At 46.6% G+C, this 18,596-nt stretch carries 20 protein-coding genes and 1 pseudogene; 11 read left to right on the top strand and 10 right to left on the bottom strand.

Translation table 11 applies throughout. The annotated features are described in order from the left end of the window. Positions 1–32 precede the first annotated feature (32 nt). The gene (locus PAV_RS11530) at positions 33–524 is read right to left on the bottom strand and encodes a sensor histidine kinase (protein ID WP_081505720.1); all 492 of its coding nucleotides are present in this window, start codon (positions 522–524) and stop codon (positions 33–35) included. A gap of 107 nt (positions 525–631) precedes the next feature. Between PAV_RS11530 and PAV_RS11525 the strand changes: the two genes are divergently transcribed. Then, positions 632–1,873, top strand: coding sequence for a PucR family transcriptional regulator (locus tag PAV_RS11525; protein ID WP_005546264.1), 1,242 nt, complete (start codon positions 632–634; stop codon positions 1,871–1,873). A gap of 230 nt (positions 1,874–2,103) precedes the next feature. Further along, positions 2,104–3,234 (top strand): alanine dehydrogenase, encoded by a 1,131-nt coding sequence (gene ald, locus PAV_RS11520; RefSeq protein WP_005546262.1) that lies wholly within the window; start codon positions 2,104–2,106, stop codon positions 3,232–3,234. Between the two features lie 206 nt (positions 3,235–3,440). Here the strand turns inward: ald and PAV_RS11515 are convergent, their stop codons facing one another. Beyond that, positions 3,441–4,493 (bottom strand): YeiH family protein, encoded by a 1,053-nt coding sequence (locus PAV_RS11515; protein ID WP_005546260.1) that lies wholly within the window; start codon positions 4,491–4,493, stop codon positions 3,441–3,443. Between the two features lie 505 nt (positions 4,494–4,998). Continuing rightward, positions 4,999–6,153 (bottom strand): IS4 family transposase, encoded by a 1,155-nt coding sequence (locus PAV_RS11510; RefSeq protein WP_005543483.1) that lies wholly within the window; start codon positions 6,151–6,153, stop codon positions 4,999–5,001. Positions 6,154–6,400: 247 nt separating this feature from the next. On the opposite strand from PAV_RS11510, the gene PAV_RS37570 reads away from it, so the two are divergent. The 3 genes and pseudogenes from PAV_RS37570 (at position 6,401) to PAV_RS11500 (ending at position 8,043) form a co-directional block, all read left to right on the top strand. After that, positions 6,401–6,490 (top strand): putative holin-like toxin, encoded by a 90-nt coding sequence (locus PAV_RS37570; RefSeq protein WP_372515396.1) that lies wholly within the window; start codon positions 6,401–6,403, stop codon positions 6,488–6,490. 264 nt (positions 6,491–6,754) lie between these two features. Continuing rightward, a pseudogene (locus tag PAV_RS11505) lies at positions 6,755–7,107 on the top strand (DUF4260 domain-containing protein). A gap of 45 nt (positions 7,108–7,152) precedes the next feature. Further along, positions 7,153–8,043: a LysR family transcriptional regulator gene (locus PAV_RS11500; RefSeq protein WP_005546255.1), complete on the top strand. Its 891-nt coding sequence runs from the start codon at positions 7,153–7,155 to the stop codon at positions 8,041–8,043. A 1-nt stretch (position 8,044) separates the two neighbouring features. Here PAV_RS11500 and PAV_RS11495 read toward each other — a convergent pair whose 3' ends face one another. Both PAV_RS11495 and pdxR read right to left on the bottom strand, forming a co-directional pair. Next, complete coding sequence (locus PAV_RS11495) at positions 8,045–8,890, bottom strand: HAD family hydrolase (RefSeq protein ID WP_005546253.1); 846 nt, start codon at positions 8,888–8,890, stop codon at positions 8,045–8,047. Between the two features lie 83 nt (positions 8,891–8,973). After that, positions 8,974–10,434: a MocR-like pyridoxine biosynthesis transcription factor PdxR gene (gene pdxR / locus PAV_RS11490; protein ID WP_005546251.1), complete on the bottom strand. Its 1,461-nt coding sequence runs from the start codon at positions 10,432–10,434 to the stop codon at positions 8,974–8,976. A 110-nt stretch (positions 10,435–10,544) separates the two neighbouring features. Between pdxR and PAV_RS11485 the strand changes: the two genes are divergently transcribed. Next, a complete protein-coding gene (locus tag PAV_RS11485; protein ID WP_005546249.1) occupies positions 10,545–11,231 on the top strand; it encodes a LysE family transporter in 687 nt (228 codons plus the stop codon). 45 nt (positions 11,232–11,276) lie between these two features. Next, on the top strand, positions 11,277–12,068 hold the full coding sequence (locus tag PAV_RS11480; protein ID WP_005546247.1) for an HAD-IIB family hydrolase: 792 nt from the start codon (positions 11,277–11,279) through the stop codon (positions 12,066–12,068). 282 nt (positions 12,069–12,350) lie between these two features. Here PAV_RS11480 and PAV_RS11475 read toward each other — a convergent pair whose 3' ends face one another. Then, the gene (locus PAV_RS11475; protein ID WP_005546243.1) at positions 12,351–12,869 is read right to left on the bottom strand and encodes an NAD(P)H-dependent oxidoreductase; all 519 of its coding nucleotides are present in this window, start codon (positions 12,867–12,869) and stop codon (positions 12,351–12,353) included. Positions 12,870–13,243: 374 nt separating this feature from the next. Here PAV_RS11475 and PAV_RS11470 point away from each other — a divergent pair, with 374 nt between their 5' ends. The 3 genes from PAV_RS11470 to PAV_RS11460 all read left to right on the top strand — a co-directional run bounded on the left by PAV_RS11470 (position 13,244) and on the right by PAV_RS11460 (position 14,698). Next, complete coding sequence (locus PAV_RS11470) at positions 13,244–13,534, top strand: winged helix-turn-helix transcriptional regulator (protein ID WP_051135121.1); 291 nt, start codon at positions 13,244–13,246, stop codon at positions 13,532–13,534. Between the two features lie 97 nt (positions 13,535–13,631). Further along, positions 13,632–13,940 carry an antibiotic biosynthesis monooxygenase gene (locus PAV_RS11465; protein ID WP_005546239.1) on the top strand — a complete coding sequence of 103 codons (309 nt, stop codon included), beginning with the start codon at positions 13,632–13,634 and terminating at the stop codon, positions 13,938–13,940. A gap of 29 nt (positions 13,941–13,969) precedes the next feature. Next, positions 13,970–14,698 (top strand): 3-ketoacyl-ACP reductase, encoded by a 729-nt coding sequence (locus PAV_RS11460; protein ID WP_005546238.1) that lies wholly within the window; start codon positions 13,970–13,972, stop codon positions 14,696–14,698. A 3-nt stretch (positions 14,699–14,701) separates the two neighbouring features. Here PAV_RS11460 and PAV_RS34610 read toward each other — a convergent pair whose 3' ends face one another. From PAV_RS34610 to PAV_RS11445, 4 genes are all read right to left on the bottom strand, one after another. Continuing rightward, a complete protein-coding gene (locus tag PAV_RS34610; RefSeq protein ID WP_157266781.1) occupies positions 14,702–14,845 on the bottom strand; it encodes a hypothetical protein in 144 nt (47 codons plus the stop codon). Further along, on the bottom strand, positions 14,826–15,575 hold the full coding sequence (locus PAV_RS11455) for an alpha/beta hydrolase (protein WP_005546237.1): 750 nt from the start codon (positions 15,573–15,575) through the stop codon (positions 14,826–14,828). Before PAV_RS11455 ends, PAV_RS34610 begins: the two co-directional genes overlap by 20 nt. Positions 15,576–15,945: 370 nt before the next feature. Then, positions 15,946–16,596 carry a GTP pyrophosphokinase gene (locus PAV_RS11450; protein ID WP_005546236.1) on the bottom strand — a complete coding sequence of 217 codons (651 nt, stop codon included), beginning with the start codon at positions 16,594–16,596 and terminating at the stop codon, positions 15,946–15,948. Positions 16,597–16,766: 170 nt separating this feature from the next. After that, the gene (locus tag PAV_RS11445) at positions 16,767–17,030 is read right to left on the bottom strand and encodes a YqkE family protein (RefSeq protein WP_005546235.1); all 264 of its coding nucleotides are present in this window, start codon (positions 17,028–17,030) and stop codon (positions 16,767–16,769) included. 336 nt (positions 17,031–17,366) lie between these two features. Between PAV_RS11445 and wecB the strand changes: the two genes are divergently transcribed. Continuing rightward, entirely contained in the window at positions 17,367–18,524 is a 1,158-nt protein-coding gene (gene wecB / locus PAV_RS11440) for a non-hydrolyzing UDP-N-acetylglucosamine 2-epimerase (protein WP_005546234.1), read from the top strand. The last annotated feature ends 72 nt before the right edge of the window (positions 18,525–18,596 follow it).

The following is an 18,596-nucleotide window of genomic DNA, read 5'->3' as shown; positions in this document are numbered from 1 at the left end:
GTTTCTTTCTAAATGAGGTGTTTCGATGATTATTAGCGACTTTCCAGTCTTGTGAGATGCAAATAAAATGACGTCGTCTCGCCTATCGTACTCTTCGCGTAAAGTTTTCCTTTATGCTGCTCGACGATAGATTTTGCGATTGCCAGACCAAGCCCGTAGCCGCCCTGCTGGCGCGATCTCGACGCATCGGTTCGATAGAAGCGATCAAAAATCCGAGACAGATGCTCAGGCGCACTCCCTTTGCCTGTATTGGACACCGTAAGAACGACATCCTGATGCTGTATTTTCAGAGAAATGGTTACGGATCCGTTCGGATTCGTATACTTGAGGGCGTTATCAAGCAAAATGAGAACGACCTGCTTAATTGGTTCACTGCTGCCATGCACCATCAAATCAGGCTCGATGTCATAGTCCCATTGCAACTGTTTCTCGAAAATAACGGCTTCCATCGTCAGCAGAATCGTTTCCACTGCTTCACTCAAATTGAAGGGATGATAGAGCATGGTGGCGCGGTCGCTTTCCATCTTATGGCACACTGGATGTCGGCATTTAAATTGATGAATCCGGCTACAAAACGATGGATTTCATGCTAAAATAGTCATGATCTTCCTATCGTTGAGGAGCCATGTGCATGAATAAAATAAACCATCTTTTCGAACAGCATTTTGACAGTCTGGAAGCGGTTGCCGACACCGTCAGTGATCTGCTGCAGTGTCCTGTCACAATTGAAGATGCCGGACATAAGCTGCTTGCGTACAGCACGCATCATCCGGGCACCGATCCAGCGCGGATTGCGACCATTATCGGTCGGCGCGTCCCGGAGCAGGTGATCAGCGCATTATGGAGAGATGGAACGATGCAGCGGCTTATGTCCAGCACAGAACCGATACGCATCCAGCATATCGATGAGGTTGGCCTCGGCAATCGTTTGGCTGTAGCCATTCGCCATCAACAGGATATTATCGGCTACATATGGGTGCTCGACAACGAGCAGCCGCTGCCGGATACCGCCCTTCATACCTTGTCGCGAGCGGCTCAGGCTGCCAAGTCCAAGCTTATGCAGCACCAGTTGCACAGCAGACGGCAGGAGCAGCACAAGCATGATTTCTTCTGGCAGCTTATAACCGGACATCACTCATCTGAGCAAGCAATACGAGAGCACGCAGCTCGGCTAGGCATTACATTCCCATCTGAATATTTCATATGGATCATCCAGTTCAACACCCCTATCCAAGAAAAGCTATACCGCCAAATTCAATATACGTTAAAGACAACACAGCATCTTCGGATATTGCTGCATGTAGTTGAGCGTGACCGTCTCATCATGATGCCGGGTCTAATGCAGCAAGCACAAGCAGGTAATACGCTTCACATGTCTAAGGTGCAATGCCAACAACTTCTTCTCCATATGGAACAGCGATTCGGCGCCTCCCCCACTTGCAGTGGTGCCAGCGACAGCTCTTCATCATTTCTTAACGTATCGCGATCTTATGAGGAGGCAATGACCACTCTTTCCTTAAAGAAGGCATTCCCTGACGAACTCGCTTCTATCCATAGCTACAGCGAGCTGGGCTATTATCGCCATCTGCCAATATTGACCGAGCAGCGTTCCGCGCGCTCCGCGAATCATGCTGCACAGCAGGCTTATCAGCATGATGGGCTGGAGAAGCTGCGTGTATATGATTCCGAACATTTCGGTGAGCTTATGCATACGATCGAACAATATCTTCGTCACGATTGCAATGTGAAGCGTACAGCGGAAGCCCTCCATGTTCATACGAATACACTGATGTATCGGATAAAGCGCATTGCAGAAGTTGGCGGCATTCATATGGACAGCATGGATGAGAAGATGTCGCTTTTTTGGAATTAAAATTGCATCGATTGGCAACGATAAACAAGGACAACGAATCTACGTAACACGTCATCCGTTGCCAACCTTCCCTGCGATCGATTACCGATACGCAATTGTCCCTGGCTTTGTGGGAAATACACAAGGACAGGGTATTTTTTTGGAGCTTGCAACAAAGCGCAAGCGTGATCGACGAATTATACTTTAATTGGATAACCAAACAGGTTCAGGATATATGAGGAGGCTATGCAATGATAATCGGAATTCCTATGGAAATTAAAAATAACGAAAATCGCGTTGCGCTCACCCCCGCTGGTGTAGCTGCATTCCATAAAGCCGGCCATCGTGTCATTATCGAACATGACGCTGGAATTGGAAGCGGTTTCGACAATGCCTCTTATGAACAGGCAGGAGCAACTATTATCCCTAGTGCAGCAGAAGTATGGGCACAGGCAGATATGATTATGAAAGTGAAGGAGCCCCTGTCATCCGAGTACGGTTATTTCCGTCCAGGGCTCATCTTGTTCACGTATTTGCACCTGGCGGCTGAACCTGAATTGGCTCGCGCCTTAATCGAGCACAAAGTAACGGCTCTCGCCTATGAGACCGTTGAAATCAACCGCACACTGCCTCTGCTCACTCCGATGAGTGAAGTGGCTGGCCGTATGTCAGCCCAAATTGGCGCACAGTTCCTTGAAAAGCCGCATGGCGGCATCGGAATCCTGCTTGGCGGTGTTCCAGGCGTACGTCGCGGCAAGGTTACAGTAATTGGCGGTGGTGTTGTCGGTACAAATGCAGCCAAGATCGCAGTGGGTCTTGGAGCAGACGTCACCATTATCGATATGAACGCAGATCGACTGCGCCAACTGGATGATCTGTTCGGCTCCAGCGTAAATACATTAATGTCCAACCCGCTCACGATAGCTGAGTCTGTAGCCGAATCCGACTTGGTTATCGGTGCAGTTCTCATTCCGGGTGCGAAAGCGCCGAAACTTGTCACGGAAGAGATGATTCGCTCCATGCAGCCTGGTTCTGTCGTCATCGATGTCGCAATCGATCAAGGCGGCATTTTCGAGACGGTTGATCGCATTACGACTCATGACGATCCGATTTACGTCAAGCATGGTGTCGTTCACTACGCTGTAGCAAATATGCCTGGTGCTGTGCCGCGCACATCAACGATGGCGCTTACGAATGTTACCGTTCCTTATGCACTCAGCATTGCGAATCTTGGGCTCGGCAGAGCATTGCAGAACAGTCAACCGCTTATGCGCGGCGTCAATACAGCCGGAGGCTCCATCACATACGAAGCAGTCGCTCGTGATCTTGCTCTTCCTTATGTGCCAGTGGAAGAGGCGCTGCATAATGCAAGCGTGATTTAGAATGTAGCGGCAAACAATATATCTTGCATTCTCCCCCTCAGGAGATGTCATAGTCATATTCTGTGCTTGGGACGCTCAGCAATTGGGCGTCTATTTTTTGTTCAGGGCAGAATGATAATAAAGCAAAAAGGTCAACAACCAATGTGTTGGTGTGTTGACCTCTTGTAAAAGTTCTTTCACATATCTTATTACTAGTAAATATTTATTTATGCCAAGCCGAACCAATGCACTAGCCCGAAGCCAAGAAAGGACAACAGAACGGAGCCAATGAATCCCGCCGCGAACGACTTCATCCCAAGTCTGCGGAACGCTGCGAGATCGACATTCAAGCCAAGCCCAGCCATCGCCATAGCAATGAGCATGTAAGCCGCAATAACAATATATCCAGCAATTGCTTCTGGTACAATTCCCAGTGAATTAAAGCCGCTGACAAGCAGGAATCCGAGAATGAACCAAGGAATTGGCACTTTTGCTTTCTTTGCTCCAGCCCCTTCTCCCGTTTCCCTGCGGCTCTCACGCGACGACCAAATGCCAATGAGAATCGCTACAGGCACAAGCAGTGCTACACGTGTCAGCTTCACAATAACGGCCATATCGACCGCCGCGCTTCCCCCTGGGTCTGCCGCTGCTATCACGTGGGCAATCTCGTGCAGCGTCGCTCCGGCAAAAACGCCGTATCCATTATCCGAAAAACCGAGGATCGGAAACAAGAATGTATAGGCAAGTGTAAAAATAGTTCCTAAAATCGCAACCATGGCCGCGCCGATTGCCGTCTCCTCATCTTTCGCTTTAATTTGCGGTGCTATCGCCACTACGGCCGCCGCTCCACAAATCGCCGTTCCACATGCCGTCAGTATACCGAGTCGCTTATCCACCTTGAACAGTCTCGTAAGCCCATATACGACTGACAAGGTAAATGCAATTACGAGTACTGCGATAAAGAAAACCTTCGGGCCAGCACGTACAATATCCATGAGATCCAAGCGCATTCCGAGCAGAATGATTCCAAGCCGGAGCAGCTTCTTACTTGAAAAGTTCGTTCCCGCTATGATTTGTTCAGGCACCCCGATTGTGGCGCGCCACATGATGCCAATCAGTATTGCGATGACAAGCTGTCCCATAATGCTAAGGAACGGCAATCCTGCAAGCAGCTTCGCTGCAACTGCGATAATTAGCGTCAAAGCAATCCCAAGCGCAAATCCGCTATATTGTTTATTTCGCTTCGGCTTCGTGGCCAGGAGCACTTCCCCGTTATTCATATCCATCCCCCATCTTTCAGCAGGCGCAGCCTGATCCTTACGATGATTACTATAAATGGCTTCGCTCGCAAGGGGAAATACGGATATGCAATCCCTAGCATAAGGAAAACTTATTGTCATTATATTTATCTATTCATAGATAGCATTTATGGTGCCTCTATCCGTTGATGTTGGCTATTTGCCAAGCATGTTCATGATAAATGCAAAACACCTCCAGGCTGTCTTCCCATCTTGCGATAGAAGAACTTATCCATGGAGGTGCTTGAATGGTCTCATAGTTAGGGTTAGTCCGCTCAATATATCGTATATTGCGAAACATGCAATTATCAATAGCGTTGCATAAAAGAATCCCACTGCAAATATTAAAGGAAAGATATTGTTGCAGATAAAATAATTTACAGTTTTCTTGCTTTCATATAAGCCAAAAAGTTAAGGGTTCTATGAAAGCAAGTAGCCGCGCCCATTTGGTAATATCTATCATTTCAAGGAACTATTTTCCTGAATCTTAGGTCTTTACGACTTTCTGCCGACCTTTGGAAGTGCGAGCAGGCTTCCGAAAAACAGCTTCTCTGAACGTTTCCCAGGGCTGATACAGCATTGAGATAAGTAGTCGATGTAGATCTAATAAGCTCTTCGTTGTACCAAGCTCCATTTTCATCAAGAGCTGAAGGCTATATGCGATCAAACAAATGAGGATCTGATTCCATACCGCGTTCTCTTGCTCTCCATAGAAACGCGTCAGCTTCAGATGCTGTTTAACCCAACGGAAGAATGTTTCTATCTTCCAACGATTGCGATACAGCTCACTGATCTCTTCTGCTGTTAAATCAAAGCGATTGCTAATGATGCGGATCAGCTTACCCTTTAAATCGGTCGTTTCTACAAGTCGCAATGCCTCTTCCATCTGTTTCTTTCCTTTACCGATTCGAACCATTTGATCCCGATGGATCAAGGAGTTTTCGGCTACTGGAAATTCGGAGAGCGTCTCCACGACCGCGTTGTTCTTCAAACGAGTTACGAAAAAAATGCCTTCCCTGCAGTAATGATCATACTTCTTGTAATCGACATAGCCGCGATCGAACACATAGGTGGCTCCGGTTTCATCAATAAGAGCATCCATTTGAGTACGATCCGCAGGCTTCGCAGGTGTAAGCACTGCCTTTTCTGGATAAACCGTGTCCGGATCGCAAAAGGTTACTCGCAAATGAAGTTTGACACCGGATTTTGTTTTTCGGTACGTTGCCCATTTGTATTTACTTAAACATAGGCTCATCGTCGTGGAATCTAGCAATTTTACTGTGCCGATTCGCCCTGAAGCAGGACGGCTGTGCTCGCTGATTTTCAAGACCAGATCCGCAAATATGCTTTGCAAAACCTCACTGGAAAGCTTGTTGTTTTTCCTTGATAGCTGTGAGGTGCTTATGGACGTAATTCCAAGTTCTTTCTGGAACGCTTCGTTACACTGCAATTCAGTAACGATAGTTCGTAAACAGTCTCGCTGCTGCAGCTGTGCATCCATAAAGATCAAGAGATAGGCCAGTGAATGCAGCTTTTTAACGTACTTATCTTCGCCGGTTTTATCCGTCCAATCTGAAATGATTTGTGCATTTAGTGGTGCGACCCATTTACCAAATGATGAAAGTAGTGTATCCTTGTCCATGTACGATCTCCTATGATTAGGGATTTGGACAGGACTACCTGCTCCCCTAATTATGGAGATTTTTTCTTTGAATGGACGTCGATAATTTAACATTTTTAGTACAATTTAGAATTTGTAATTAGGTCTGAAATTTAATGCAACGCTATTGTGCAATTATATATTCTGACTATAGAAAATTATGGTATGATACAAGAGTACAACTGATTCGGCATGAAGGGCGGTCGGCTAGTCTCCCTGACGGGAGGTGATGCCCATGACAGTGTTCGAAGCACTAACGCTAATGATTAGCTTTGGTACGCTTATTGTAGCGCTGTTATCGTTTAATAAACGGAAATAGACCGCCCCGTAGCAAGGTATCGGTCTATTTCATGTCCGTCTTTGCAGCCGACCGTTCTTACATGCGGCCGTTGTACAGGGATCGTGCTACCAACACGATCCCTTTATTCATTGTATCTCTCTTATTACATATTATACCTTATTGCTGCTGCGAATCAACTTGCAAAATCACACCTTTTCTTCAAAAACTGCCTCTGCCCACTCTTACCCTGCCGGCAATGATTGCGCAAGAGTTTACCTTTACAACAAGATTGGAGGATAATAAATGACAGGAAGTAAAGCATTATTACATGTAGAAGGATTGTTCGTATTATTAGGATGCATCTATTTTTACGAATATCATCAATTTAACTGGCTGCTGTTTTTTGCTTTGTTGTTTGTTCCCGATGTATCCATGATCGGTTATGTCGTTAGTAATAAAGCAGGCGCTTTTATTTATAATGTACTCCATACGTACAGTGTATCACTCGCAACCGTGATGTGCGGATTTCTGTTGTCCAATCAAGCGGTCTTAGCAGTGGGGATCATATGGACGGCCCATATTGGCATGGATCGAATGCTTGGATATGGTTTAAAGTATGCGACAACATCAAAGATACTCATTTGAGCCGATTATAGATCTCATTTTTCATGGATAAGAATTCACGGAGGTTCGTTCACCCTATGATTGTAGATACAATGAAGGTATATGTAGCGGTCGTGGAACAGCGCAATTTCTCGCGAGCCGCCGAGCTGCTCCATCTGTCTCAGCCCGGCGTCAGCCAGCATATCCGCAACTTGGAGCAAGAGTTCGGGGTGCAGCTCATTCACCGCTCCCCTAAGCATGTTAAGTTGACCGAAGCTGGAGAGATATTATATAAGCATGCCAAGGAAATGATTGCCCGTTATGAAGCGGCACGCGAAGACATCGGCCTGCTTCGGGATGAGGTTACAGGATCACTGCGGATCGGAGCCAGTTTCACGATTGGAGAATATATATTGCCTCGTATCGTGGCTTCATTCGCTCGTCAATACCCGAGCGTAGATGTCCAAGTGACAATCGCCAACACCGAACAAATTGCCCAATCCGTACGTGCGAATGAGTTGGATATCGGGCTTGTAGAAGGCAAAATCGAATATAAAGACCTTCAGCTTGGCACTCCGTTCATGGAGGATGAGATGGTACTCGTCGTATCGCCCAACCATTCATTTGCTTCCATGCCCACCATCGAGCCGAGCATGCTGCATGACGAGGTATGGGTGCTGCGTGAGCAGGGTTCGGGAACAAGAGCTTACAGCGATCAATTCATGAGCGATCTGAAGCTGCACATCAAGCGTTCTTATGTGTTCAACAGCAGTCAAAGTGTGAAGGAAGCCGTCATGGCCGGACTCGGGATCGCAATGCTTTCTTATTGGGTAATTCGTAAAGAGCAGGAACATGGCGAGCTGCGCTTAGTTCACGTTAAGGGCAAGAGCGTCAAGCGGGCGTTCCACATCCTCCAAGACAATAATGCTTCCGCCACGATGGCCATGACGATGTTCATCGAACAGGTTCGGCATTTCAAAATGCGGTAATCTACTCTTTGTTCGCTATTGCGGCCAAGCATGCAGGCAGTTCATGAATGCTGCGAATAACGAAATCGGGTCTAATCTGCTCCGGCAGTTCCGTTCCATCATCATCTCCGAACAGCTTCGTATACAAGCTCTGGCTTTCCCGCTGAAGCTGTTGGCTGCATATCGGCACAAAGGCTGGTTCATACATGCGTTGTTCAGGAGCGAGCTGTTGCAATTCCTGCGGCAGCTTGCGGTGCACCAGGATAGAAGCAGTTCCGAATTGATTGGCCATATACACATCATGATCCAGCCGATCCCCAACATGCGCGGCAATTGAACCGTACTGGCGAACAGCATGGAGCATATGCATATCAGGTTTGCCGCCTCCTGCAGTCTCTGGGGTAACAATTCGCTCGAAATATTGGGCAATGCCTAGAGCTTCAAGCACTGGAAACTGGTATTTATAATATCCGTTCGTTGCTACCGCCAATCGGTATCCGTGCTGACTCAACTGCTCCAGAACAGGCTTAACGCCTCCTTCTAGCAAATAGACCTTCGCAGGCGGCACCGCATGCTTGCGTACAAGCTGCTCTACCTGAATATCAATACTTTGTTCGGCACCTAGTTCAGTAAGCACTTGCCGCAGCATATCGTCCCAATCATAAGCGCGAACTGTCTTACCCGCCTCCATTCGCTTACGATGTTCCTCATAAAGAAGCTTTCCCATATCAAAGCCAGCATCATCGTCAACATCAATGCCGGTTCGCAATTGCTCCCGTACGACACTTGTAATCTCCGGAAAGATCCATGCAGCAAATGGATTCTGCATCAACGTTCCATCCAAGTCAAATGTAATCCAGCTGTTCATTCGCTCGTCCCCGTCCCTTCCCTTTTCCCTTCTAAACTTTTTACCTTTAGAATGTCGTTGACAGAAGTCAGGCAATCAGGCATTCATCCAAACCATGCCTGTCTGAGTCGTTCTACTCCCTCTCTTATCTGGATCAGACTGAGTCCACCGAAGCCGATGAGCAAGGAAGGCTGTTCGTCTTCCTCCTGCTTAATTCGATAAATCGAGGTCGGATACACCTTAACTCCAACTGTTCTTGCCGCATCGATTAATTGCTGTTCACTATATTCATGCTTCACTTGAAGCTTGATATGAAGTCCGGAATGCTGCCCTATCACACGGACTCGATCGCCCATTTCTTCACTTAACGCTGTCAACAGTGTGCTGTGCTTTTCTTGGTACAGCTTGCGCATTTTCCGCAGATGCTTGTCCCAATGCCCTTCTGTCATGAACCGCTCCATTGTCATCTGATGCAGCTTTGAGGCCGTCTGCTCATAAGCAGCGAATTCAAGCCTGTACCGCGCTAGAAGCCACGGAGGAAGCACCATATAGCTTAATCGAATGGAAGGAAGCAGGGACTTGGAGAATGTGCCCACGTATACGACCCGGCCATGCCCATCCAGCCCTTGCAGCGAGGGAACTGGCTTCGCTCCATATTTGAATTCTCCGTCATAATCATCCTCGATAATGATGCTTTCCCGATCGTTCGCCCATTGCAGCAGTTGCATCCGCTTCGCGATAGACATCACCATGCCTTGAGGAAACTGATGCGACGGCGTTACGTATACCGCACCAGCACTCTGTTCTCTTAGATGCTGTACAGATATTCCTTCGGCCTCAAGTGGAATTGGCACTATCTCGTAACCATTATGATAAAAAATTGCCCGTGCGCCGTCATATCCCGGCTCCTCCATCGCAATGGAATGCGTATCTTTGCGAATCAACTGACAGATAAGCATCAACAATTGTTGAATGCCAGCCCCCATCACAATCTGCTCAGGCGTACAATGTACTCCTCTTGATTGGTATAAATATCGAGCAATCGCTCTGCGCAATCCTGCTTCACCCTGACGATGTCCGTATTGAAGCGCCTCATCCCGTCTATGTCGAAATAAATCATTTGCAAGCTTGCGCCATACGATCAACGGGAACCTTTCCCTGTCTACGTTGCCATGACGAAAATCAATTTCAATTCCTGCATCCGTATCGAATACATCCTTTTCATCATCTAAAGAAGCCGTTAATGGCTGCGCCAGCTCTCGTTCAAGCTCTCGTTCGGCTCCTTTCTCGCCACTCTCCGCTTGCTTCACACCTCCTTCAATCGGCATGACGAACAAACCAATTCGGGAGCGGTTCTCTACGTACCCTTCTGCAATTAACTGCTGATAGGCCGCCTCAACCGTATTGCGGCTTAGATGCAAATGTGCCGCCAATGTTCGAATAGATGGAAGCCGCGTGCCTGCTGTCAATGTTCCATTCCAGATTTGCTTCGCTATGTAGCTGTATAATTGCAAATACTTCGGTTCCGAAGAATGATCATCAATATGCGGAGTCAGTTCAAGCATTTCCCCATCACCTCTGTCCCCAATTAAATCTACAAATCTGCCACTTATCAACAGGACAGATAACCAGTACAATAGTACCATTATTTCGCAAGAACAGGAAGGAAGATCAGATGGCTAGCATATGGTTCAGCTATGTATTGCTCGGGCTGTCTCTCTCAGCCCCCGTCGGTCCAATCAGCATCGCTCAGATCAAGGCCGGATTAAAAAATGGGTTCTGGAACGCTTGGTTCCTGGGGCTCGGCGCCATGAGCACGGATGTTATTTTCATGCTGCTTATCTACTATGGAGCCGCTTCGTTCTTAACAACACCGTTCGCTAAGCTCATTCTATGGACGGCAGGGTTCATATTGCTGCTGTATCTTGGATATGAAAGTTTTCGTGAAGCCAGATCTACAGTCCAGATCTCCGATTCCGATGCCAAGAAGCAGCATGTCGGTTCCTCTTTTTTATCGGGCTTTTTACTGGCGTTATCCAACCCGCTTAACATCGTATTTTGGATCGGCATATATGGCTCCGTTATGGCAACAACCATGGATGTGTTAGGCAAGCAGGATACCTTGCTATATAGCAGCGCTATCATTGTCGGTATTTGTATATGGGATCTTTTCGTCGCTGCTGTGACCCATTTCAGCCGCAGAGCCATTACCCCACGCATCATGCAATATGTATCGATTACAGCAGGCATTGTATTTATCGGGTTTGGCATCTATTTCGGCTACTGTGCAGTCAAGCAAGCCCTTTCGTTTTTTAAACTAATATTCCTGCCAGCATTGCTACTTACAACTTACAACTTATAACTTGCATACAGAAAACATACATTCAGTCAAAGGAGAACATCTTACATGCACTTCATTTTTGATATTGATGGTACGATTTCATTCAAAGGACAGCCTGTCTCTGCTCCAATTATGAATTGCCTTGCACGCATACAAGAAGCTGGACATATCGTAGGCTTCGCTTCGGCACGTCCTTGCCGGGATATGCTTCCTGTCCTAGATGAACGCTTTCACCACAACCTGCTCATCGGCGCCAACGGTGCCATGACCTATTTCCAAGGTGAGCGTCTAGCGTCTAGCCCGCTTCCGCAGGCAACAGCCGATGAGATTATGAGCTTGCTGCATCAATATGAAGCGGCCTACCTTGTTGATGATGAGTGGAACTATGCGCACAACTTGGAGGGGACACATCCATTCCTATTCCATGTCGATCCGCTACGCCTAGCTGCTTGTTTACCTACGAATGAAATTTATAATGTGATCAAGATTCTCGTTCTAGGCAGCAACCGCTTAGAGGAGCTAACAGAAAAGCTGAAGTCGCTGGATACAACGCTCCATTACCACTCCGCGGAAGGCATCGTTGATATGACAAGCATCGGTGTCAACAAAATGGCTGCACTTCGCTCGTTCGGGATTATCCCTGGGCAATTCGTCTGCTTCGGCAATGATATGAATGATATTCCGATGTTTCAGCAGGCTGGCTATTCTGTTGCAATTGGAAGCTTCGACAAGCTGCTTCCGCTTGCATCATGTAACATTCCTGTCGACAGCGATACAGAAGAACGCATTATTGCGAAGCTTGAAGAACTGGCGTTTGGCAACGGAATTCCAGGAAATGCAGCGTCAACGTCTGCATAAGCACGTCCTTCAACATAGATAACGATGAACGGGTAATCGAAACGGATAGGAACATCCCAATAACTCGAAGAGAGCTCAATTGTCCACTTTTTAGCGGATGTTGAGTTCTTTTTTTGTCTCCATATCACACCAATAAGACAAAAAGGCCGAGTTAAAGGAAACATGCACATTCCCTTAACCTAACCTTTTTTCAAATTTAAAGTTCGTCCCATAGCTAGGTGAACCTACTTTGCGGCACTCCAATTGGAATTGGGTATACTCCGCTTACTTACATCTTAGCTCCTATTTCAACAGATAGGATACATAGTCCTTGACACTATTCTGAATCACAGCCTCTTCCGCTCCCATTGCTCCATGGAATACGAATGCAGGCAGGTATGTTGTGCCGATCAGATTGCTAGTCGCCTGGAACGGCTTCAGCAGCTCACTCATGGAATAATGATTAAGCCCGCCCGCCTGATACTTCTCTTGCGGGCTTCCGGTCGATATAGCCAGCATAAGCTCCTTGCCATGCAAGCGATCGCCGCCCGTACCATATGCCCAGCCATATGTAAGCACACTGTCCAGCCATTGCTTCATCAATGCTGGCGAGCTGTACCAATAGAATGGGAACTGCCATACGATGCGGTCATGACTTTCAATCAACGCCTGCTCCTTCTGTACGTCAATCTGTCCATTGGGATATTCCTTGTACAGCTCGTGTACAGTAATGTTGTCATGCTTACGCAGCTCTTCGACCCAAGCACGGTTAACGTTAGAGGCATCCAAATTCGGATGTGCAACTATGACAAGCACCTTCATAATATTCCTCCCCTTCTGTACATACAGTATCATCATTAATTTTAGCACAATACATGATTCATTACCTATCATGCCTTTCTCATAGTCTATACTTGCATAGCCCCTTATCTGATCTAGCCAATCGAAGACGTGAGCTGCGTCCTGTTCCCCACTGCTTCTTGCAAAGTCTCAGCATTGTCACCACCGACTTCATTGCACTATACTAAATGAAGTGCAATAAGAGAAGGGGGCTTCACATGTCAACTCCAGAACAAACCACACATACACCTTGCCAAAAAGGAACATTACACGCTTCGGCCTCCCTAGATACAACACATAAGTATGAATCTCCCGTGGATACGGCCTCGATCACAGCTTGTCCCATTGAGCATACAATGCATATTATCGGGGGGAAGTGGACTTTTCTAATATTGCGCGATTTGTTTCACGGGACAAAGCGATTCGGCGAGCTGGAACGCGCACTCCATGGCATCAGTCCACGCACGCTGTCACTCCGATTGAAGGAACTGGAGCAGCAGAACATTATTCAACGAACCGTCTATTCCGAAATCCCTCCACACGTCGAATATTCATTAACGGAGAGGGGAATTACACTTCGTCCCATATTTGATGCCATGAAGGAATGGGGAACAAGATGGAATGTGCTTGGTAATACTCACGAGTGAGTGTGATCTTGTCCAATAGTTCGAGTATAATAGAGAGGCAGATATATAATCTGTACAAATGAACATGAACATCATTATGCACACAGGAGGCGATAGCATGTTAGTCGTGACGAACACAATCCGAATTAAAGAAGGATTCGGGAAGCAAGTGGCAGAGCGATTCGCGCAGGCCAAGGGCGTACAGCAAATGAGCGGATTTGTCCGCTTGGAGGTATGGCTGGGTCCAGGTCAGGAAGGCGAAGAAGAACTGAAGGTCTGTACGGTGTGGGAGAATGAGGAGTCATTCCGCAACTGGACATCTAGCGATACCTTCCGCGAATCCCACCGGGGTGCCAGCGACAGCAAGCAGTACATGCTGGGTGCTTCTTTGAACAAATACGAGCTTGTTGTTAGTCATAACGGTTAAGCAAAAAAAAGTAAAAGGAGATTAAAAATATGAAATTGCAAGATCTTACGAACAAAACCGCACTGATTACTGGCGCAGGCAAAGGTATTGGCAAAGCGTTGGCCGAATCGTTAGCGCAGGAAGGCGTACATCTTGGCCTCATCGCCCGTACAGCCGCTGATCTTGAAGCTCTAAAAGCCGAACTTACTGCGAAATATGATATCCGCGTCGCTATCGCAACGGCTGATGTTGCAGTACAAGAGGACGTCAATCGCGCCGTTGCTTCTCTTTCGGAGCAGCTTGGCGCTATCCACATTGTCATTAATAACGCAGGCATTGCCAAGTTCGGCAAGTTGGTCGATATGGATCCGCAAGAATGGGAGCGCATTATCCAAGTCAACTTGATGGGCACCTACTATGTTACTCGTGCAGTGCTCCCTGCCATGATTGAACAGAATGAAGGAAGCATTATCAATATTTCTTCAACTGCTGGAGAACGTGGATTTGCAACAGGTTCTGCCTACAATGCATCCAAGTTCGCGGTTATGGGCATGACCGAAGCGCTCATGCAGGAAGTTCGCAAGCATAATATCCGTGTAACTGCATTGACGCCAAGCACTGTAAATACAGAACTCGCAGTAAATGCGGGGCTCAACATCGGAGACGAGAATCGCATGATGCAGCCTGAGGATGTAGCCGAGCTTGCACTAGCTGCGCTTAAGCTGCCGCAGCGCGTCTTTGTGAAGACTGCTGGTATTTGGACAACCAATCCACAGTAATTATCATTTCGTTCCATACATCGAAATACTTGCAGCACATGCAGGCTGGCCAAGAGAAATTCTCTTTTGGCCAGCCTTTGTTTTAATCATTCCGTACACATTGTCGCAGCCCTCATACCCCCATACTTTAATCCCGTCCTGCTTCAATAAGCTTCTCCGCAACGAGATGCGGTTGAATATGAAATGGGGTCATATGATCGCCATGTGCCGTTATAAGCCGGAACAACCCTAATCGACTTGACATATGGGGGTGCCAGCCATACTGCTCCCCTTGAGGCAGCGCAGTATCATCCGTTAAGTACAAGTAGCTTCTGGGCATAGGTAAACGATAGAATTTCGACAGATCCAGCTTCTCAAACAATGGCCCTGCAGGCTCTGGTGTAACCGTACAATAGACATGATACGCCAGCTCAATACTGGCATTGTTCATGAATGTCTCCCTCCATACGGTAAAAGGCAGCATAATGGTATTGTCAGATGATTGTTGTGCCAGCTTCGCCCACTCCTCTTTGCTTTGCGGCGGTATTTCATCTGCAGCACTATATCCATCGCGTACAACAAATGCATCCATAAAGACAAGCCGACGTATACGATCAGGGACATGTTCTACCGTCTTGCAAATAACCGTACCGCCAAAGCTGTGCCCAACCAGTACAACATTTGAGAGTTGATGATGCTTGATACAATGAACGACTGTATCCACATACATGGCATGAGTTACATTCTTATTCCAATCCATCCCATGTCCTGGCAAATTCGGAACGTACACCCTATGCCCCATACTGTGCAGAACTTCAGCCGTTCTTGACCAATAACTGCAATCCCCCCATGCTCCGTGAACAAGAACAAAAGTAAGGGTTTGGCCACACCAGTTCATATACCTTGCATCCTCGAACTCTTGCTGCATCTTCCTATTTGCATAAGATGGTTGATTTTCCGACTCGAATCCCCCATATCCTCCAGTCAAAAGTGGAGGTTAATCATCGGGAAAATAGATGCCACTTGTAGTTTTTTGGAAGACGAGGGAAGAAAAAATGTGACACTTCATCAGGAGCAAGCATGCTGTTCGGATTCCGACCATGTATCGGGAACAAAGAGTTCATATCTTTCAATCGAATGGTATGCCCCTTCTGAAAATATGCGTATTTGCGTTCCCATGCGGAGCACCTCGCTAAGTGGCATGGGATCAAGTAATCGTTCGAGATAAAACAATAGGCCTTCCTTTTGAAGGAAAGCCTATTTGCCTTTTATTTATTTTTATTTATCAGCTGATTCCGAAGCATGGACATTTGCTGATCCATTTGAAATGCCGATTTGGATAGTTCAAATAATTGGGTGCGTGCATCCTCGGGCACTTCGCCGCCTTCATATTTATAGTTCAGCTTATGTTCTGTAGCAGCCCAGAAATCCATCGAAGACGTTCTCAACTGAATTTCGGCTGGTACCCACAGCACTTCCTGCGAAAGAATGACCTGTGTCTTGACAACCATATGCAAGCTCTTGTAGCCGCTTGGCTTTGGGTTCTGAATGTAATCTTTTACTTGCAGCACTTGGATGTCTTCACGTTGTTCGATATGTTCTTTCATCATATATACGTCATCAAGAAATGTAGTGACAATCCGTAAACCAGCAATGTCACGGATGTTATTTTGTACAGATTCCATGGAAAATGGAATTCTCTTTTTTTCTATTTTTTTGAGCAAGGATAGTGGGTTTTTCACCCGTGCCTTCATATGTTCGATCGGGGAATATCCAAACTTTGTTTTCCATTCCAAATCAATAATTTGAAAGTCGCTTTGCAGCTCGTTCAGAGCCATTTCATATTGACGGAAAAATCCGCCCCAATGCTTCTGTATCGCTTCGAACAATTCAAATTTGTTTAAGATAGGCAAGTTCATGTTGTTCCCTCCAAATAATATGTGAACAATGTAACAATCCTATATAAACTAGATTACATCCTCTTGAACCAGAGATCAAATGCACATAACGTGAATGAGAGATCTTTAAAGCTCATAAGTGCTGACCATACGTAACAAAAGCGTGAGACGCTCTCGTCTGCACGCTTTTGTTAATTTTTAAATTTTCGCCAATCCATGCTGCTGTTATTCAATAAGTACTCAAAGTTATTATCAAGCTTCTTCTGCTCCACACGGCGAGCCTCTTCCGCCTTCTGTCGTTCCACTTCCTTGCGGTTATCTTCCTGAACCTTCAGTTCTTTGGCTTGTGCCTTCAACTTGTCCAGCACCTCGGAACTTAACAAGTCCTTCAATGTGGCTGGCTTCTCTGCTGTGTTCTGAGTCGGAGCAACTGCTGTTCTGCGTTTCTTCCCCATTTCGATCACCTCGATTTCATTATCATTATATCAGTTATCCTTTTGCCGTTCCATGTGTCCACATATTTTCCTTATCTGATGGTTGTCCATTATACACTCTCTAACCCACCTGGCATAATCGAAAAAACTTTGAATCAGTCTTGTCTCCGCTTTAATTTCCCCGACATTTTTATGACAATAATCAATAACAGTGATGTAATGCCTTCTCTATCAAAATATTCGTCAAAGAAAATATGACCTCCTTCGCTTCATCCCTCGAACTTATGACTTACCCAACCTCATGTGGTAATATTAGGAATGTTCCATATTAGAATCGAGGTGGAGGGGGCTTTCCATATGAATACAAAGAAGAAAATCATGGTCATTTTCGGGACAAGGCCGGAAGCTACCAAGATGTGCCCTGTCGTGCAGGAATTGAAGCAGCAATCTGATTGGTTCGATACAAAAGTTGTTGTTACCGGACAGCACCGAGAGCAGCTCTATCAGGCTCTCTCCCATTTTTCTCTATCGCCTGATCTTGATTTACGCTTAATGAAAGAGAATCAGTCTCTCGCCTATTTCACGTCCGCTGCTATCGCTGGACTCGACAATGTACTTGCAGAGGATAAGCCGGATATGATCCTTGTTCACGGCGATACGCAAACAGCGATGTGCGGTGGGCTTGCGGCATTTTTTCACAAAATCCCAGTTGGACATGTAGAAGCAGGCTTGCGTTCGCACAACAAATACTCCCCATGGCCAGAGGAAGTAAACCGTAGAATTGTCGATGCGGTAACCGATTTGCTGTTTGCGCCAACTTCTGTTGGAAAGGATAATCTTCTGCGTGAAGGGTATAGCGAGGGGCATATTTACATAACAGGCCAAACTGCTGTAGACGCCGCTTTGCAGACTTATAAGGAAAATTATACGTTCAGTGAAGCTGCATTACATGCACTTGTCCAGCATCCAGGCAGAATCATTACAGTGACGGCCCATCGTCGGGAGAATTATGGAACTCCAATGCAGAACATGTTCCGAGCCATTCGCCGAATTGCAGATAATCATCCTGATACTGCTGTCATCTATCCTGTTCATATGAGTCCAGTCGTCCGAGATGCAGCTCACACGCTTCTATCCGGGCATGATCGCATTCATTTGCTCAATACGCTGGAATACCCGGATATGATCAACTTGCTTGCCCGTTCCTATCTGATTATGAGCGATTCCGGCGGCTTGCAAGAAGAAACAACGGTGTTCAATAAGCCGCTTGTTCTGATGCGAGACACGACAGAACGTCCGGAAGCAGTGGATGCCAATATGGTTGCCCTTGCGGGAACCGAGGAGGACTCGATTTTCAATATTGCGAACCGACTGCTTTCAGATGAGCAGACTTACCTAGGGATGACCAAGGCAAGCAATCCATTTGGCGATGGACAAGCTTCCAAGCGCATCGTTCAGATCATCGCGAACCACTTCGGTTTTACCTCGGAGCAGACAATTCCATTTAAAGGATAGAGAACGTTACATTCGAACAGCATGGCGCATCTGTTGCCATACCAATAGTGCCCCTAAGATTAGGTGATGGAT

Origin of the sequence: Paenibacillus alvei DSM 29 (genome assembly GCF_000293805.1) — a bacterium.
In the GTDB taxonomy this organism is placed as follows: Bacteria; Bacillota; Bacilli; order Paenibacillales; family Paenibacillaceae; genus Paenibacillus_B; species Paenibacillus_B alvei.
This window is presented reverse-complemented; position numbering and strand designations above follow the sequence as displayed.

Coding starts and splice junctions, on each gene's coding strand:
- PAV_RS11470 (WP_051135121.1), top strand. CDS start 13,244: ATGCATATTATCGGGGGGAAGTGGACTTTTCTAATATTGCGCGATTTG.
- PAV_RS11510 (WP_005543483.1), bottom strand. CDS start 6,153: ATGGACAAGGATACACTACTTTCATCATTTGGTAAATGGGTCGCACCA.
- PAV_RS11530 (WP_081505720.1), bottom strand. CDS start 524: ATGGAAAGCGACCGCGCCACCATGCTCTATCATCCCTTCAATTTGAGT.
- PAV_RS11495 (WP_005546253.1), bottom strand. CDS start 8,890: ATGAACAGCTGGATTACATTTGACTTGGATGGAACGTTGATGCAGAAT.
- PAV_RS11465 (WP_005546239.1), top strand. CDS start 13,632: ATGTTAGTCGTGACGAACACAATCCGAATTAAAGAAGGATTCGGGAAG.
- PAV_RS11445 (WP_005546235.1), bottom strand. CDS start 17,030: ATGGGGAAGAAACGCAGAACAGCAGTTGCTCCGACTCAGAACACAGCA.
- PAV_RS11450 (WP_005546236.1), bottom strand. CDS start 16,596: ATGAACTTGCCTATCTTAAACAAATTTGAATTGTTCGAAGCGATACAG.
- pdxR (WP_005546251.1), bottom strand. CDS start 10,434: ATGCTTGAACTGACTCCGCATATTGATGATCATTCTTCGGAACCGAAG.
- PAV_RS11500 (WP_005546255.1), top strand. CDS start 7,153: ATGATTGTAGATACAATGAAGGTATATGTAGCGGTCGTGGAACAGCGC.
- PAV_RS11485 (WP_005546249.1), top strand. CDS start 10,545: ATGGCTAGCATATGGTTCAGCTATGTATTGCTCGGGCTGTCTCTCTCA.
- PAV_RS11525 (WP_005546264.1), top strand. CDS start 632: ATGAATAAAATAAACCATCTTTTCGAACAGCATTTTGACAGTCTGGAA.
- PAV_RS37570 (WP_372515396.1), top strand. CDS start 6,401: ATGCCCATGACAGTGTTCGAAGCACTAACGCTAATGATTAGCTTTGGT.
- PAV_RS11475 (WP_005546243.1), bottom strand. CDS start 12,869: ATGAAGGTGCTTGTCATAGTTGCACATCCGAATTTGGATGCCTCTAAC.
- wecB (WP_005546234.1), top strand. CDS start 17,367: ATGAATACAAAGAAGAAAATCATGGTCATTTTCGGGACAAGGCCGGAA.
- PAV_RS11515 (WP_005546260.1), bottom strand. CDS start 4,493: ATGAATAACGGGGAAGTGCTCCTGGCCACGAAGCCGAAGCGAAATAAA.
- PAV_RS11460 (WP_005546238.1), top strand. CDS start 13,970: ATGAAATTGCAAGATCTTACGAACAAAACCGCACTGATTACTGGCGCA.
- ald (WP_005546262.1), top strand. CDS start 2,104: ATGATAATCGGAATTCCTATGGAAATTAAAAATAACGAAAATCGCGTT.
- PAV_RS11480 (WP_005546247.1), top strand. CDS start 11,277: ATGCACTTCATTTTTGATATTGATGGTACGATTTCATTCAAAGGACAG.
- PAV_RS11455 (WP_005546237.1), bottom strand. CDS start 15,575: ATGAACTGGTGTGGCCAAACCCTTACTTTTGTTCTTGTTCACGGAGCA.